Origin of the sequence: Cobetia sp. 5-25-4-2 (genome assembly GCF_013374075.1) — a bacterium.
GTDB lineage: Bacteria > Pseudomonadota > Gammaproteobacteria > Pseudomonadales > Halomonadaceae > Cobetia > Cobetia marina.
The window spans coordinates 151177-167738 of the sequence record NZ_BLWK01000002.1 but is presented as its reverse complement, the minus strand read 5'-3'; the positions used below and the strand labels follow the sequence as shown (position 1 = coordinate 167738).

13 protein-coding genes are annotated in these 16562 nt (G+C 63.1%); 7 read left to right on the top strand and 6 right to left on the bottom strand.

Annotation, left to right across the window (positions count from 1 at the left end):
• Positions 1-55: 55 nt before the first annotated feature.
• Positions 56-1870 (top strand): SurA N-terminal domain-containing protein, encoded by a 1815-nt coding sequence (locus tag HXS65_RS05595; RefSeq protein WP_176493422.1) that lies wholly within the window; start codon positions 56-58, stop codon positions 1868-1870.
• 191 nt (positions 1871-2061) lie between these two features.
• Here HXS65_RS05595 and HXS65_RS05590 read toward each other — a convergent pair whose 3' ends face one another.
• Entirely contained in the window at positions 2062-3018 is a 957-nt protein-coding gene (locus HXS65_RS05590) for a LysR family transcriptional regulator (protein WP_167592974.1), read from the bottom strand.
• Between the two features lie 264 nt (positions 3019-3282).
• Here HXS65_RS05590 and HXS65_RS05585 point away from each other — a divergent pair, with 264 nt between their 5' ends.
• From HXS65_RS05585 to HXS65_RS05575, 3 genes are all read left to right on the top strand, one after another.
• On the top strand, positions 3283-4281 hold the full coding sequence (locus HXS65_RS05585) for an NADP-dependent oxidoreductase (protein WP_077374747.1): 999 nt from the start codon (positions 3283-3285) through the stop codon (positions 4279-4281).
• A 399-nt stretch (positions 4282-4680) separates the two neighbouring features.
• Positions 4681-5832: an iron-containing alcohol dehydrogenase gene (locus tag HXS65_RS05580; protein WP_084208106.1), complete on the top strand. Its 1152-nt coding sequence runs from the start codon at positions 4681-4683 to the stop codon at positions 5830-5832.
• A gap of 178 nt (positions 5833-6010) precedes the next feature.
• Entirely contained in the window at positions 6011-7267 is a 1257-nt protein-coding gene (locus tag HXS65_RS05575; RefSeq protein WP_176493421.1) for a GTP-binding protein, read from the top strand.
• A gap of 29 nt (positions 7268-7296) precedes the next feature.
• On the opposite strand, the gene HXS65_RS05570 is transcribed toward HXS65_RS05575, so the two are convergent.
• Genes HXS65_RS05570 through queC form a run of 4 tightly spaced genes read right to left on the bottom strand, consistent with a single transcriptional unit; the run spans position 7297 to position 9924 of the window.
• Positions 7297-7584 (bottom strand): YkgJ family cysteine cluster protein, encoded by a 288-nt coding sequence (locus HXS65_RS05570; protein ID WP_084208108.1) that lies wholly within the window; start codon positions 7582-7584, stop codon positions 7297-7299.
• Complete coding sequence (locus HXS65_RS05565) at positions 7581-8480, bottom strand: 6-carboxytetrahydropterin synthase (RefSeq protein WP_176493420.1); 900 nt, start codon at positions 8478-8480, stop codon at positions 7581-7583. Before HXS65_RS05565 ends, HXS65_RS05570 begins: the two co-directional genes overlap by 4 nt.
• Positions 8481-8488: 8 nt before the next feature.
• Complete coding sequence (queE, locus tag HXS65_RS05560) at positions 8489-9181, bottom strand: 7-carboxy-7-deazaguanine synthase (RefSeq protein ID WP_141392331.1); 693 nt, start codon at positions 9179-9181, stop codon at positions 8489-8491.
• Positions 9181-9924 (bottom strand): 7-cyano-7-deazaguanine synthase QueC, encoded by a 744-nt coding sequence (gene queC, locus HXS65_RS05555; RefSeq protein ID WP_077374729.1) that lies wholly within the window; start codon positions 9922-9924, stop codon positions 9181-9183. Before queC ends, queE begins: the two co-directional genes overlap by 1 nt.
• Before the next feature lie 403 nt (positions 9925-10327).
• On the opposite strand from queC, the gene HXS65_RS05550 reads away from it, so the two are divergent.
• Positions 10328-12052: a bifunctional diguanylate cyclase/phosphodiesterase gene (locus HXS65_RS05550; protein ID WP_136938702.1), complete on the top strand. Its 1725-nt coding sequence runs from the start codon at positions 10328-10330 to the stop codon at positions 12050-12052.
• 131 nt (positions 12053-12183) lie between these two features.
• Here HXS65_RS05550 and HXS65_RS05545 read toward each other — a convergent pair whose 3' ends face one another.
• Positions 12184-13143 carry a LysR family transcriptional regulator gene (locus tag HXS65_RS05545; RefSeq protein ID WP_077374722.1) on the bottom strand — a complete coding sequence of 320 codons (960 nt, stop codon included), beginning with the start codon at positions 13141-13143 and terminating at the stop codon, positions 12184-12186.
• A gap of 436 nt (positions 13144-13579) precedes the next feature.
• On the opposite strand from HXS65_RS05545, the gene HXS65_RS05540 reads away from it, so the two are divergent.
• Together HXS65_RS05540 and HXS65_RS05535 are read left to right on the top strand one after the other, a co-directional pair.
• Positions 13580-14911, top strand: a complete 1332-nt coding sequence (locus tag HXS65_RS05540; protein WP_176493419.1) for an MATE family efflux transporter — start codon at positions 13580-13582, stop codon at positions 14909-14911.
• A gap of 322 nt (positions 14912-15233) precedes the next feature.
• Complete coding sequence (locus HXS65_RS05535) at positions 15234-16493, top strand: D-amino acid dehydrogenase (protein WP_136938700.1); 1260 nt, start codon at positions 15234-15236, stop codon at positions 16491-16493.
• Positions 16494-16562 lie beyond the last annotated feature (69 nt).

Sequence of the window (16562 nt, the reverse complement as noted above, 5' to 3'; positions counted from 1 at the left end):
AGTCACTGATTCGCGGCCCTAGAGGCCATTTCCTTCCCTGTAGCTCGAGGCCCGCATGCTGCAACGAATTCGAGACCGGTCGCATGGCTGGGTGGCCAAGACGATCGTTGGCTTTATCGTCGTCACCTTTGCCTTCTTCGGCGTTGAGTCGATCATTGGTGCCTTCACTGGCAGCAGTGATGAGATCGCCAGCGTCAATGGCGACAAGATCAGCCGTCAGTCAGTTGAGACCGAAGTGCAACGTGCCATCCGTTCCGGACAGGTCGCTCCCGAACAGGAGCGTGAGGCACGCAATCAGATCATCACCCAGATGATCGATTCCCGTCTGCTGGACCAGTACGCCGAAGAGGGTGGATTGCACCTCTCAGAACAACAGCTCGATCAACTGATCGTCAGCTTCCCGGAATTCCAGGATGACCAGGGCCGCTTTGACGCCGACGTCTTCCGCAATCGTCTGGCCAGCGCCGGCTACTCGCCGACGTCCTTCCGCGAGCAGTTGCGCAGCGACACCCTGCGTCAGCAGCTGACCGATGGCTTCGCTGCCAGTGCCTTCGTGCTGCCGGGCGAAGAAGAGACGCTCAGCCAGCTTCAGCGTCAGACGCGCAGTTTCCGTTACGCCACCCTGAGTCAGGCCGACCTCGAGTCGCCGGTCACCTTGAGCGAGGATGAGCTGACCGCCTGGTATGACAACCATCAGGACAACTATCGGCGTCCGGCCCAGGTCAAGCTGGCCTATGTGCTGCTGGATCAGAATGAGCTGGCCGACGGTGGCGAGATCAGTGAGGACACGCTCAAGGCCGAATATGCCGCCAAGCGTGCCGATGCACCGCGCGAGATCGCGCACATCATGGTCGAGAAGGGCGATGATGTGGCGGCTGCGCGTGCCAAGCTCGAAGGCGCACGTGACGCACTCGCCAACGGCGAAGACTTCGCCAAGGTGGCGGCCGAGGTCTCCGAAGACAGCTCCACGGCCGAGGATGGCGGTGAGCTGGGCGTGATCACCCGCGGTATCTTCGGCGAAGACTTCGATGACGCCGCCTTCGCGCTGGATGAAGGGCAGGTCTCGGACATCGTCGATACCGGCGACAGCCTGCACCTGATCAAGGTGACCGGGCTCGATATCGCGCCGTTCGACGAAATGCGTGATGAACTGCTCACCCAGGCGCGCAAGTCAGCCTCGCGTGACACCTTCAATGAGAAGGCGCAGCAGCTCAAGGATGAAAGCTTCGCGGCGGATGATCTGGCCAGCGTTGCCGAGGATCTGGATCTTCCGCTGGAGAAGACCGACTGGGTGGCACAGGAGAATGACGACGAACTGCTGTCCGAGCCGGGCGTGATGGCGGCTGCCTTCGATGACGAAGTGCTCAAGGAAGGCTACAACAGCGATGTGATCGAACTCGACGACAGTCGCCGTCTGGTGCTGCGCGTGCTCGAGCAGCGTCCGGCCACGACGCTGGCCCTCGACGAGGTCAAGCAGCAGGTGCAGCGTGAAGCCAAGGCGGACAAGACCGCCAAGGCGCTTGAGACATTGGCACAGACGCGCATCGAGGCGCTGCGTGAAGGCAAGTCTCTGGAAGGGATCGACTGGCGCGACGCAGACGACGTCAGCCGTCAGGGAGATTCCCAGCTGCCTGAGAATCTGGTCAAGCAGGCCTTCGCGCTGCCGCATCCCGAGGCAGACCAGCCGGTGTATGGCAAGGCAGCCCTCAAGGGCGGCATCGCCCTGATCGCGTTGACCGATGTAGGAGAGGCCGAGCCGGGTGACATGGACCAGTTCCTGTCGCGTCTGGCGATGCGCCTGCAGGCCCAGTCAGCCGTCGAGGGGCTGCAGGAATCCTTGCGCGAGAATGCCGATATCGAGCGCAAGTGAGCACGGAGCAACGGACGTGAGTACCGTCACGTCTCACTCGAGGCATTGCCTCCCTTGAGAATCACGTCCTGACCTCTGCCACCAGAGACCGCCACCCCATGGGGTGGCGGTCTTTTTTTGGTTCAGTGTCGGGGCAATTTCTGGTGCAGTGTCGAGTCAATCCTGCGCACATCCCCGCTGTCACGACAGTGTCAAGGCGTGAGGCGTTGACGCAGCCGATGGGAGAGTTCGCGGTGGCGGGCTTGAATGCCTGTCGAGAGAGATTGACGCAGCCAGCGATGCCCGGCGTCATGATGCAGGCGTTCGTGCCACACCAGCCAGTAGGAGAAGCGGTTGATGGCGATGGGCAGCGGGCGCAGCACCAGTGGTAGCTGATCCAGCATGCTGATGGCCAGGCAGCCCGGAACGCATAGCAGCAGATCGCTATGGCAGGTGACACTGAAGGCGGCCAGGAAGTGGGGCTGGCGCATGACGACCTGCCGACTCAAGCCCAGCTCCGCCAGCTTGAGATCCACCGCACCACGCTCATCACCGCCCATGCTGATCAATTGATGGCTGGCGGCGACGAAGTCCTCCAGACTCAATGTCTCCTTCGCTGCCAGCGGGTGGTCCTTGCGCATCACGCAGACGAACTGGTCATCCCCGATCTCGCGCCCATGCACGCCGGCCGGCACCTTGGCGGTGGGCACGCACATCGCAAGCTCCGGCCCCCCTTCCTCCAGCTGTTGTTCGACATTGCCCCCATAGGCCTGGATGTCCAGACGGATGCCGGGTGCCTGGTCATGCAGCGGCGCTATCTGCGGTGCCACGAAGGCGTGCATGCCATAGTCGGTGGTGGCCAGCTGGAAGCGGCGTTGGCTGTCGGCTGGCGAGAATTCGGGGGGTGCCAGCAGTGCGCCCAGCTCCTGGAGCAGCCGCGCGAGAGGCTGTCTGAGCGCCTCGGCACGTGCCGTGGGGCGCAGGCCGCGTTGCGCACGTACGAACAGGGGATCGTCAAAGGCCTCGCGCAGCCGAGCCAGGGTACGTGAAACGGCAGGTTGACTCAGGTTGAGGCGCTCCGCGGCCCGAGACACGCTGCGCGTTTCCAGCAACGCATGCAGCGCGACCAGCGTGTTGAGGTCATGGCGAGCGAGTTCAGCCAGATGCATGGCGGGAAGTTTCCGGTGGTGAAGAGGCCCCGGACGGGGGACGAAGGTGCGTATTTTCAACCACGCATGATATCAGTCTCATGCATACCGGAATTCAGTTTCTGTCATTGGTGTGATATCGGGAGCGCGAGTAATCTGGTGGAACTTCGTCGCCGGGGAACGATTGCGGCGACCTGTCGTCACACGGTCAAGGCCTCGGGCCACCTGCCTGATGACGATTCTGATCACGTGACGTTTGACCAGATCATTCGCAAGGAGCATTTCATGCAGACACGCTATTACACGATCACCGACTATCCGAAAGGCACTCCGGAACGCGACCTGTTCACCTTGCGTGAAGAGGCGCTGAGCGAGCTTGGCGAAGGGGAAGTGCGCATTCGCAACCGCTGGTTGTCCGTCGATCCCTACATGCGTGGCCGCATGAGTGGCGCCAAGACCTATATTGACCCCTTCGAGCTCAATGAGCCGCTGCAGGGTGCGGCAGTCGGTGAGGTGATCGAGTCACGCGACTCTCGCTTCAAGACCGGCGACAAGGTGCGTCACATGGGCGGCTGGCGTGATATCGCACAGCTGTCTGGCGACCAGGTCGAGCCGCTGCCGAGCATCGACGTGCCGGAGCAGGCCTATCTGGGCGTGCTGGGCATGCCGGGCATGACTGCCTGGACCGGTCTGAACATCATCGCCGAGATGAAAGAGGGCGACAACGTGCTGGTCAGCGCGGCCTCCGGTGCGGTCGGCTCGCTCGCCGTGCAGCTGGCCAAGGCCAAGGGCGGGACTGTCGTCGGCATCGCCGGCAGCCAGGAGAAACTGGATTGGCTGGAGGCGCGCGGCGTCAAGGCGGTCAGCTACAAGGGCAAGGATGCTGAGCAGCTGACGAAAGCGCTCAAGGAGGCCTGCCCGGACGGTTTCGATGTCTACTACGAGAACGTCGGTGGTGACTGCCTGGTGGCGGCGCTCAACAACCTGAACGTCGGTGCACGCATCGCCGTCTGCGGCATGATCTCCAGCTACAACGATACCGAGGTGGCGGCGGGCCCCTCCAATATCTCGATGATCCTGATTCGCCGGGCGCGCATGCAGGGCTTCATCGTCTTCGATCACTGGGACAACTACAGCCGCTTCCTCGAGGAAGTGGGGCCGCAGGTCGCCAAGGGCGATATCGACTACGAAGAGACGGTGGAAGAGGGACTGGAACAGACGCCGGACGCCTTCCTCAAGCTGTTCACAGGCGCCAACAAGGGCAAGATGCTGGTACGTCTGTAACCTGAGACGGCAGCACTGAAGCCCCGAACACCTGACGCCTCGCGTACGCGCGGTGCTCAGGCATTCACGAAAGGCTCGCCACGGCGAGCCTTTCGCGTTGGTGAAAGCCTTTCGCGTTGGTGAAAGCCATTAGCGTGGGTGAGCGCCATTCGCTTTGGTGAGAAGCTGTCACGTCGCGACGCGATTGGTGATTCACACGAACCAAAGACGTGCGCACTGTGCTCTACTTTCGTCGTAGATGCTGCTCTAGAATGTGCGCAACATTCGTGGGGTGGTGACGTCTTCATTTCGTTTTCGTGTCACCAAACCCTCACGCGACACCCTGTGTCAGGTGGCGCCTGATCATGGCGGCGTTCTGCATTGCCGCCTTGCCGCCCCTGACTCTGCGAGGAGAGCATCATGCAGGACTTTACCTATCAGAACCCGACCCGCGTGCACTTTGGTGCCGGCCAGATCGCCAAGGTGCGTGACGAGATTCCCGCCGATGCCCGCGTGCTGGTCACCTATGGGGGTGGCTCCATCAAGAAGAACGGCGTGATGGATCAGGTGGAAGCGGCACTGGAGGGCCATCAGTGGTGGAGCTTCGGCGGCATCGAGCCGAATCCGAGCTATCACACCCTGCTGGAAGCGCTGGAGGTCATCAAGCGCGAGAAGGTCGATTATCTGCTGGCAGTCGGGGGAGGCAGCGTCGCCGATGGCAGCAAGTTCCTCGCGCTGGCCGCCTGTCACGCCGGTGATCCGTGGGAGATTCTCGCCGAAGGCAAGCATCCCGAGACGGCATTGCCGCTGGGCGTGGTGCTGACCCTGCCGGCCACTGGCTCCGAGTCCAACGGCAATGCCGTGGTCACCAATTACGAGACCCACGACAAGCTGCCGATGTTCAGCGAACTGGCCTACCCGCGCTTCGCGGTGCTGGACCCGGCCACCACCCTGACCCTGCCGGAGCGCCAGAGCGTCAACGGTGTCGTCGATGCCTTCGTGCACGTCAGCGAGCAGTATTTGACCTACCCGGTCAACGCGCCGGTCCAGGATCGCTTCTCCGAGGGTCTGTTGCTGACCTTGATCGAGGAAGGCCCCAAGGTACTGAGCCAGCCGGATGACCTGGCCGTGCGCGCCAACATCATGTGGGCCGCCAACCTGGGCCTCAACGGGCTGATCGGGCGTGGTGTGCCGCAGGACTGGGCCACGCACATGATCGGTCACGAGATCACCGCACTGCACGGTGTCGATCATGGCCGCACCCTGACCATCGTGATGCCGGCACTGTGGGAAGAAATGTTCGAGGCCAAGCGTGCCAAGCTGGCGCAGTATGGTCGTCGTGTCTGGGGGCTGGACGGTGATGACGAAAGCGTCGCCCGCGCTGCCATCGACAAGACGCGTGAATTCTTCACCCGCATGGGCGCGCCGGTATCGTTGAGCGAAGCCGGCATCGGTGCCGACAGCATCGACCAGCTGGTCGACAACCTGGCACGTCATGGCTTCACTGCCATCGGCGAGCACGGTGACATCACGCCGGACGTGGCGCGTCGTATCCTGACCCGCGCTGCCTGATCACGCACGTCAGTCAGGGCGCAAGGCAAGCCTGAAACCCCTCGTCACCCCTGGTGGCGAGGGGTTTTGCGTATGTCCCCTTGGCGGCGGCATGACGATTGCCGGATTGCGTCATGTGCGGGCTTATTTTGTTACTCTATAACCTTTTGCATGCCCTTCATCCAGCGGAGAATTCAGCATGTCTCTGGCTTCACGCGGCGCCGATACCGGCGACGCCTCGACGGATTTAGCACGTCACACGCGGATACCGGTGCATCTGATCACCGGCTTTCTGGGAACCGGCAAGAGCAGCTTCATCCAGGCACTAGTCGCGGCCAAGCCGGCGGATGAGCATTGGGCGATCCTGGTCAATGAATTCGGGCAGGTGGGGATCGATCAGGCGCTGTTTGCCGGACGCGAGGATGTCAGTGTCAAGGGGCTGCCCGGCGGGTGCCTGTGCTGTCAGCTGGCCTTCGTGCTGCAGGCGGGACTGGTCAGCCTGATCCATCAGACCCGTCCTGATCGTCTGATCATCGAGCCCTCGGGGCTGGGACATCCCGCAGGGTTGATCGATGTACTGCGCAGTGAAGGGCTGGCCTCCGCGCTTGAGCTCGAGGAGGTCATCACCCTGCTGGACCCGCGTGCACTGGACGATACCCGCACGCGTGAACACGGCACCTTCCAGGACCAGCTGACGCTGGCGGGGGGCGTGGTGCTCAGCAAGCGGGATCTGGCGACTGATGAGCAGCTGGCGGCCGCGCATGAGTTTCTGGAAGGGATGTGGCCGCGCAAGCGCTGGGTGGGTGAGCTGGGCAGAGCCGACGGCGAAAGTCAGCCGGCCCAGGCACGCATGGACGGTCAGGAGGTCGCGCTGATCGATTGGCTGCTGCCAGCAGGGCGTGAATCCCATCGCCAGGGCGGCTTGCACGCCAGCGACGCCCATCACGTCAGCGAAGATCGTGAGAACCAGCCCGAGATCAGCATGCCGGCTGCCCATCGCGCTGCGCGGGATAGGGCGCGTCTGGCGCAGGAGACTTCCACCAGTGAAAAGACGTCAGCCTCAGGCGTGATGCCATTGCCCGGCGCACCGGTGATCGAGCAGGCCGAAGGGCTTGAGCATGCCAGTCTGGGATGGCGAATCGTGGCGGGCGAGGTGTTCGATCTTGATCAGCTGACCCGGTGGCTGGATGGACTGCCGCGCGACTGGCGGGTGAAGGGCATCTTTCACACGACGGAAGGCTGGCGCAGCTATAACCGTGCCAAGGGACGAGCCGAACTTGCGCCTTCCAGCTGGCGCGAGGACTCACGACTCGAGTTGATCGCGCCGCTGGAGCAGCAGGGGCAGGAGGGGATGGCGACTGCGTTGCCGCTGGCGGATTCCCGTCAGCTGAATGCCGCCTTGCTGGCCTGTCGCAGCGAGGGTGCCGCCAGGCCCTTCAATTTCTTCGGCGAGTGAGCTGAGATCTATCCCTCAGGGGGCGTCTCTCACGTCAGGCGCTCCCACTCGCCGATCAGGCGCAGGGCCTCTTCGCTTGAATTGCCACACAGCTCGATATCGAAGTCGAAGTTGCCACACACGGCCGGTCGTTGTGGCGTTCCGAACAGCTTGCACAGATTCTCGTCATCCAATTGCACGCAGCGCACGCCTGCCGGCTTGCCATTGGGCATGCCGGGAATCGGGCTCGAGATGGAAGGCGCGATGCAGCACCCCCCGCAGCCGGCGCGGCAGCCGGATGCGGGAGTGGCCGCGAAGTGGTGGGCGGTCTGCGTCATGATGTGGCGGGCATTTCCTCATGCTCAGGCAGCACCAGCGGCTGGCGGGCGGTCTCTGGCGTGTGCCGCGCGATGGCGCCCTTGTTGATCCCTTCATAGGCTTCGACGCGAATGCTGTCACCGCTGTCGAGAGCGATCTGGCGCGCCAGCCAGTCGGCGATCCACTCGATGGTGGTCGGTGTCGGCAGCAACCAGACCTGCTTGCGCGGCAGGCGAATGCGGAATCTGCCCTGCGGTGCCTCATAGCTGAACACCAGCTCACGGCCGGGACGGTCGATCAGATCGCCTTCTTCGGCCAGGTAGCGGTCATTGAGCTTCTCGGCCCACTCGGCTTCCAGTGCCGTGTCACGCACGCCATTGCGTTCGATGACCAGCGGGGAGCGGTGACCATGCGCGATACGCTGACAGTTGCCGCTGTGATGACGCAGGCCATGGCTGTAGGTGTAGGCGGCACCCTCGATGCACTCATCGCGCAGGCGCACGCGCAGCGCCTCGACGCGCGGCGGCAGACGGCGCGTCAGCAGCTTCTCGAAGTGGTTGGCCAGCACCAGGGTGGTGACCTCGGCCACCGGCAGCAGGCAGAAGGCCTGGCGCGGGCCGCGCACTTCCATGGCATAGGGCTGGGTGAAGCGCAGACACAGTCCTTCCGGGCAGTCCGTGACGCTCACGCCGTCGGCCTGACTGGGCACGATCAAGGTGTGATCGGCGTCCTGGTCGATCATGCGCTTGGCCCACGGCTTGACGTCGCCGAAGTCGAACAGCATGCCGTCATGGCCGACGGCGCCGTCCAGCTCCAGGTCCAGATGCTGACTGATGCCATGCAGGCCGCGGGTATTGCTCCACACCGAGGCATCCACCGCGGTGAGGGCCCTGACGAACAGGGTCTTGGAAGTCATTGCCGTCATCAATCGATACCACTGATCTTGTGAGTCTGCAGCGATAGCTGCCACTGGGGATTGGCCATGCAGTAACTGACGCACTGGTTCATCGGCGTATCCGTCGCCAGTACCTCGCGATAATGCTCGCGAGCGGCGGCTGGCGCGGGCAGGGCATCCAGGGCGGCGGTATCCAGTGGCTGCAGATAGAAGTGCGCGAAGTCCAGACTGACGAAGCGCTCCGGCAGCGCCTCCGGCTGCGGGTAGACGAGCTTGAGCTCATCGCCGCCGGTGAGGACCAGCTCGCTGGCACCCTTGGGGCTGACGCATAGCCAGTCGATGCCGGCGGGCGGCGCGACGGTGCCGTTGGTCTCCACCGCGATCTCGAAGCCGCGGGCGTGCATCGCGTCCACCAGTTCGCGGTCGAGCTGCAACAGTGGCTCACCGCCGGTGAAGACCACATAGGGCGTGGCGATGCCGGTGTGTTCCGGCCACAGGCTGGCCAGGAAGTCCGCCAGCTCGCTTGCCGTGCGGAACTTGCCGCCATTCTGGCCATTGGTGCCGACGAAATCGGTGTCGCAGAAGCGACAGACCGAGGTGTCGCGATCCTGCTCACGACCACTCCACAGATTGCAGCCCGCAAAGCGGCAGAACACGCTGGCGCGCCCTGCGCGAGCACCTTCGCCCTGCAGGGTGTAGAACGCTTCCTTTACCGTATACATCAGAGAGTGCCTGCGCCCTTGGCCGAATCGGCCGTGTCATACCCGAGCGGATCGCTCAGCCCATGGGCGGCAAAGGCAGCGAGGCGCTCACGGCAGCTGCCGCATTCCCCACAGGCCAGTTCACGGCCTTCATAGCAGGTCCAGGTCTGGGCGTAATCGAGCTGCATGGCGATGCCGGCGGCCAGAATCTCGTCCTTGCTGGCGTGCAGGAAGGGCGCGCGAATCTCCACCGGCGAGAAGTTGGCGATCGCGGCGACGGCATTCATCTTCTCGACGAATTCCGGACGGCAATCCGGGTAGAGCACGTGATCCCCGCCGTGGGCACCATAGAAGCACACGCCAGCCTCGATATTGACGGCCTTGGCGATCGCCAGGGACAGCAGGATCATGTTGCGATTGGGCACCACGGTCGAGGTCATGGAGTCCTCGTCGTAGTCGGCCTTGGGCATCGCCTGGTCACTGTTGGTCAGCGCGGAGTTGTCGATCAGGCCATGGATGGCGCGAATGTCGACGACTTCGTGGGCGACGCCCAGTGACTCGCAGACCTGGCGTGCGACGTCGAGCTCACGCGAGTGGCGCTGGCCGTAATGGAAGGAGAGGGCGTGTACCTCGAAGCCTTCCTTCAGCGCCTGGTGCAGGACGGTGTAGGAGTCCATGCCACCGGAGTAGATGACGACGGCGCGGGGGCGCTCTGCAGAGGAGGCAGGAGCGGATACAGCGGAATTCGGGACGTTGAGAGTCATGACGGAGAATTTCTTTGACCGATGGATTCGGCGCCCGGGATCCGGTCCGGGCGAAACGGGCGCCTATCCTACTCTTCCCGCGGTGTTGATGCCACCAGGACACTTTGATGCCACCAGGACATTCTGGATGGCCGGGAGTCGCATGCCGCATTGGCTCAGGAAAAGCGTCGAGACATCGCAAGCGTTGATGGGGCGAGAAAATAGCCTTGGTACCTGCCCCATGCCCTGACATAGACTCAGTGTATTAGCGAAAGATTGCAGTAATGGTGAAAGTGCAGGACATGCCGTTGAAGTGAGACACGGCATGTGAAGGACCGGAGGTGGGCTCGATGGCGGTAACGGTTGCACCGTCAGCGGGCGGGATAGCAAGACCCTTATTCATTGTGACTGCAGTGGGGTGAGCGTGCCTCTCGATATTCTGATCAAGTTGTTGTCCTCCATCGAAGAGCCGCTGTGGATCTTCGACCGCTTCGGCCAGCTCGCCTGGAGCTCACCCCGTGCCCGTCAGGCAGAACACCAGCCTGAACTGCCGAGAACCCTGTCGCATCTGCCGGAGCCCTGTGGGCTCAGCGGCCAGCCGGGGATGTGGATGATGGGGATCGACGGGGAGCTGGGCCACTGGCTGCTGGTGCAGCAGGCCAATCTTCCCTGGCGAATGGCGGTGTTCGATGAAGAACGACTCGTCGCCTATACCTGTGGCTGGAAGGAGCTGTTCGGTGAGGCGCGTCCGCGGCTTGAACCGGTCAGTGAGCGCCGCGTGCGCCTCAAGGCGCCGTTCTCGGGTCTGGCCGAAGCGCGCGCTGCCGGACTGGACGACAAGGTGCTGATCGCGCTGCGTCGACTGCAGCCGATCAACCTGCTGTCGCGTGATCGCTTCAATGCCCAGGTGGACGAGCTGCTGTCCGGTGAGGCGGTCGATGGCGGCATCATCTATCTCTCGCTGACCCATCTGGAGATCATCAACTCGGCGCATGGCGCGGAGCGTATCGACCCGCTGCTGGAGCGCGTGGCGGAAGCGATGTCGTTGCAATACCGCGATGCACTGGTCTGTCGTCCGCTGGGCAATGCCTTCGCGCTGTTCTTCACCGGCGATGAAGTCGCCCTGATCGCGCGGGCCAGCGAGCTGTGCGAGCAGCTGGTCACGCTGATGCGCCTGGATGGCAAGTCCTTGCCCGTCACCGCGCGGGTGGGCATCAGCCTGGCGCCTCAGCACGCGCGTCGCGCGCATCGGCTGCTGCACCTGGCTGAACTGGCCATGCTGCATGGCGAGCAGGACGATATCGATGTCTGCGGGGCCTGGCATGTCTTCTCGCCCGGTGCCCACATGCGTCACCTCAACGATTACCGGCTGACCAGTGACCTGCGCGAGCATCTCGAAGAGCTCGATCTTGCCTTCCAGCCCCAGTTCGATCTGGCCAGTGGTCAGGCGGTCGGCGTGGAGGTGCTGGTGCGCTGGGACCATCCGGAGCTCGGGACCATCGGGCCTGGGCGCTTCATTCCGCTGGCGGAGCAGTACGGCTTGATCGGTACCGTCGGGGCTCGTGTCATGGATGCTGCTCTCAAGGCGACGCGGGATCTGGTGACCCCGGACGGCAAGCCGCTGTCGGTGGCGATCAACGTCTCGGCCCAGGAATTTCGTGACCCCGGCTTTCCCGAGCGAGTCTCACAGGCGCTCGCCTTGCACGACTTCGCCCCCGAGCGGCTGGAGCTGGAAATCACCGAGTCCTCACGGGTGCCGGATCTGGATCGCGTCGTCGAGCGCTTGACCGGTCTGATCGACCGAGGTGTCAGGCTTGCCATCGATGACTTCGGGACCGGCTTTGCCTCGCTGCTCTATGTCCGGGATCTACGCGCCTGTCGCCTCAAGGTGGACCAGCAGTTCGTCCGTAGCCTGGATCATGATGCGCGTGACCGCGCCATCGTCTCGCATGCCATCTCGTTGGCCGATAGCCTCGGCATGGAAGTGCTGGCCGAGGGCGTCGAGACGGTGGAGCAGGAACGCCTGCTGGTGGAGATGGGTTGCCATCTGGTGCAGGGCTTCCGTTACGCGCGGCCCAAGCGCCTGCCGGAGCTCAAGCAGTGGCTTGGCAACAAGCCCTGCATTCGCCCCTGTCCCGGGGCCGCCTGAGCTGACGGGTGCAAGCCCTGTCTGGCACAGGAAACGAAAACGCCCGTCATGCAGTCGCATGACGGGCGTTTTCGTTTTTCCTTCGGTGCTTCATGCAGCAGAAGCGGGCGCCAGACAGGCAAGTGACGCGCTCAGCTGCAGGTCTTGCCGTAGCCGTACATGTTCTCGAAGCCCGGAATGCGCTGCTCCCACACCGGCGGAGTCCCGACGACTTCCTGCAGGCAATCACTGAAGCGACGCGTCTTCTGGGGAAGATACTGGCGATGCGGGTAGACCAGATGGATGGATGGCAGCGGCTTCATCGGCACGTCGGTAAGCAGCGGGACCAGCTCGCCATTCAGTACCTCATCCTTGATGTTGATGGCGGAGATCATGCCATAGCAGGCACCGGACTTGATGGCTCCGATCAGCACGTCGGCATCATTGACCTTGAGGCGAGAATCCAGCGCCACCTTTTCCTCGACGCCACTTTCACTGCACACCCGCAGGCGGTCGAGAATGAAGCCATCCCGTGAATAGACGGCCGCCGGCAGCCCCGAGAGGTCCGCGGGGGTCTTCGGCATGCCGTGACGTTCGATGAAGGCAGGCGATGCGCAGATCAGATGGCGATGCGCGGCCAGGGGACGCGCGATCAGGTTGGAGTCTTCCAGTTCCGACATGCGGATGGCGAGATCATAGCCGCCACCGATCAGGTCGGTCAGGTGGTCTTCCAGACGGACTTCCACCTGGGTGTCCGGATAGCGCTCCATGTAGAGGCGCACCGCCTGAGCCACGTAGGTGCGACCGAAGTGGCTGGGGCTGGTGATCTTGAGCACCCCCCGTGGCCCGTCCTGGTAGGCGCCCGCGACATCATCGGTGTCTTCCAGCACTTCGCGCAGCCGCAAGGCATGCTGATGGATCTCGCGGCCGGCATCGGTCAGGGCCAGCGAGCGGGTCGAGCGGTTGAAGAGACGAATCTGCAACTCTTCTTCCAGACGACTGATCTGCTTGGAAACCACCGAGCGGTTGACCTGACGATGATCGGCTGCCTTGGAGAAGCTCTGTGCTTCCACGACATCCAGAAACAGCAACAAGCGGGATGCTTTATCCACGGTATGACCTCTCGTGATGCAACAGGAAAAGGCTCACGCAGCCGTCCTGCTCTTCAGGGTTGCGGCGCGCTTCAGCAGACAGGGACGCCGCCCGCAGATGGCAGGACAATCGGTAGGGACAGACCGGTCGCCCAGCGGGTCAGCATCGTCAACAGGCGAAGCTTAGCACGGCCAATGTTTCCGCTAATACTACGCATCAACGGATTTTCTCGCCTTCGTGTTGCCGTTACTGCATCAAAGACATGTCTGGCTGGCGGTATCTGCCTGACGGCGGAATCCCTAGAATCAACGTTCAAGCGCTGTCGTCGCGTAGCTCAAGCGCCCTCGTTCTCTTCTTCAGACCAGCGATGCCTGGCATCCTGGGAGTGATTGCATGTCTTCGACTCGTACTTCTTCGACATCCTCGCCTTCATCCTGTCCGAGTACCGGCGAGCTGATGTCCCGTCTCTGGCGTTCCACACTGCCGATGACCATCGGCATCATGGGATTGCTGGGCTTCAATCTGGTGGATGCCGCCTTCGTGTCGCGCCTGGGAACGGCGCCACTGGCGGCTCAGTCCTTCACCTTCCCGCTGACCTTCCTGATCATCGGGGTCCAGGTCGGCATGGGCATCGCCATTGCCGCCATCGTGTCACGCACGCTGGGGGCAGGGGAGGACGCTCGTGCCCGGCGGCTCGGCAGTGTGGTGGTGCTGGTCTCCGGCGGATTGCTGGCACTGTTGATGGTAGGACTATGGCTGATACGTGCGCCGGCCTTCCATCTGCTGGGCGCCAATGACCAGGAGCTCTCGCTGATCGAGCAGTACTGGGGCCCCTGGCTGGTGGCCAGCTGGGTGGGCGCCATGGCCTATGTGCTCTACAGCCTGTTTCGTGCCCACGGCAACACGCGGTTGCCCGGCATGATGATGCTGGTGACCAGTCTGCTCAATCTGGCGCTGGACCCTCTGCTGATCTTCGGTCTCGGCCCCGTGCCGGGGTTCGGATTGGCGGGGGCTGCCTGGGCGACGCTGATCGCCTTCGTGTTCGGCCTGATGGTGACGACCTTCAAGCTGTTGCAGGAAGAGTGGATCGCGGTGCAGGGGTTGGTTCAGGAATGGCGGGACTCCTGGCGTCAGCTGGCGGGGATCGCGGCACCGGCCATCCTTTCGCAGATGATGCCGGCCGTGTCCGCCATGCTGGTCACGGCCATCGTGGCGACGCTGGGACAGACCCAGGTGGCCGCCTGGGGGATCGCCTGCCGGCTCGAGACCTTTTCCTTGATCGTGGTGCTGGCGCTCACCATGTCATTGCCCCCCTGGTTGGGGCGGTGCTACGGCGCAGGTCGCTGGCAGGAAGTGCGCCGACTGATGAATCTGGTCGCCAGGATCGTGATCATCTGGCAGTTGGTGCTGGGCGTGGTGGTAGCGCTCCTCGCCGTCCCCTTGTCCCGGTTGCTGGTCGGCAATGAGGAGGTCGGCGCGGCGCTGGTCCTGCTGATCCCCTGGATGCTGCCAAGCTATGCCTTCCTGGGAATCTGCATGCTGGTGGTCTCGGCCGCCAATGCGCTGGGTTGGCCGCTACGGGCCACGCTGCTGTCCTTCCTGCGTCTCTTCGTGTGCTTCCTGCCAGCCGTCTGGCTGGGCGCTGAGCTCGATGGCCTGCGCGGCGTCGCGATCGGGGCGGCCATCGGCAATCTGCTGGCCGGTATCGTGGCCTGGCGTCTCTATCGTCAGGCGATCGGCGGGCTGGGCAAGCCCTCCCGAGGGCCTGTCGAGAGCGCCACCGCGTGATGCCGATGAGGGTGTGTTCGAGAGGGTGAGACTGCCAGGACGAATCCTTGACGTAGTGCAAAAGCGGCCATTCTAAAAATGGCCGCTTTTTTGTGCGTAATTGCTGGCAGGTTGGCAAAATTAGCTATCAATCATCTGTATTGGAGGCCAATAACAGAATATTCGTGACGGATTTCACTCTTATACTGGGGTAATTGAGGTCAAGTCACTGAAGGCAGCGCTGCTGCTCGGGGCTGGATCAAGCGATACGTTTCGTGCGCGGCGCACGGAACCCCCCTTTCTTCCACCGCCGAGCGCGGTTGCAGTCACGGAGTAGAACAACATGAAGATTCTTGTGCTCGGAAGCGGTGTCGTCGGCGTGACCAGTGCCTACTATCTGGCGCGTCAGGGCCATGAGGTCACGGTCGTGGATCGTCAGGCCAGTCCGGCGATGGAAACCAGCTACGGCAATGCCGGCCAGGTGTCCTTCGGTTTTTCCTCTCCCTGGGCGGCACCGGGCATTCCGCAGAAAGCCGTCAAGTGGATGTTCCAGGAGCACGCGCCTCTCAAGATCCAGCCGCGCATGGACCCCCAGATGGCCAAGTTCATGGTCAAGATGTTCGCCAACTGCAATGCGGACCGTTATGCCGTGAACAAGGAGCGCATGGTTCGCGTCGCGGAATACAGTCGTCTGTGCATCAATTCGCTGCGTGAAGAGACAGGGCTGCGCTACGAGGACCGTCAGAAGGGCCTGCTGCAGCTGTTCCGCAACGAGGCCCAGGTCGAGGCCGTGCAGAAGGACATGAAGGTACTGGCCGGATGTGGCGTGCGTCACCAGCTGCTGGATGCCGAGGCCTGCGCCGCCGTCGAGCCGGCCCTGGCGCGCGTACCGGGCAAGTTCATCGCCGGGTTGCACCTGCCGGACGATCAGACCGGTGATTGCCATCTGTTCACCAACCGGCTGGCGGATTACTGCCGTGACACCCTGGGCGTCACGTTCGCCTTCAATACCACGATCCAGCGCATCCAGCGTACTGGTAGCCGGATCGAGAAGGTGATCACCGACCGCGGCGAGATGAGCGCCGACAGCTATGTGATGTGCCTGGGCAGCTACTCGCCCTTCCTGGCACGTGATCTGGATCTGGATCTGCCGATCTACCCGGTCAAGGGCTACAGCCTGACCGTGCCGATCATCAATGCCGATGCCGCGCCGCAGTCCACGGTGATGGATGAGACCTTCAAGGTCGCGCTGACGCGCTTCGATGATCGCATCCGCGTGGGCGGTACGGCGGAGCTTGCGTCCTTCGACCTGTCCCTGCTCGAGAAGCGCCGTGCGACCATCAACATGGTGGTGCGTGATGTCTTCCCGGAAGCGGGCGACTACGCCAAGGCGGAATTCTGGGCCGGCCTGCGTCCGATGACCCCGGACTCCACGCCGATCATCGGTGGCACCAAGTATGACAACCTGTGGCTGAACACCGGACACGGCACGCTCGGCTGGACCATGAGCTGTGGCAGCGCCAGCCTGCTGGCGGACCTGGTCGGCGGGCGTACGCCCGGCATCGACCCGAACGGGCTGAACCTCGGTCGTTACGCTGCCTGAATGCCATGTGCCGTCGTCAGGGCCTGCCGGTGTCGGCGGGCCCGGATCGCACCCGTTTCTCGTCTCGTG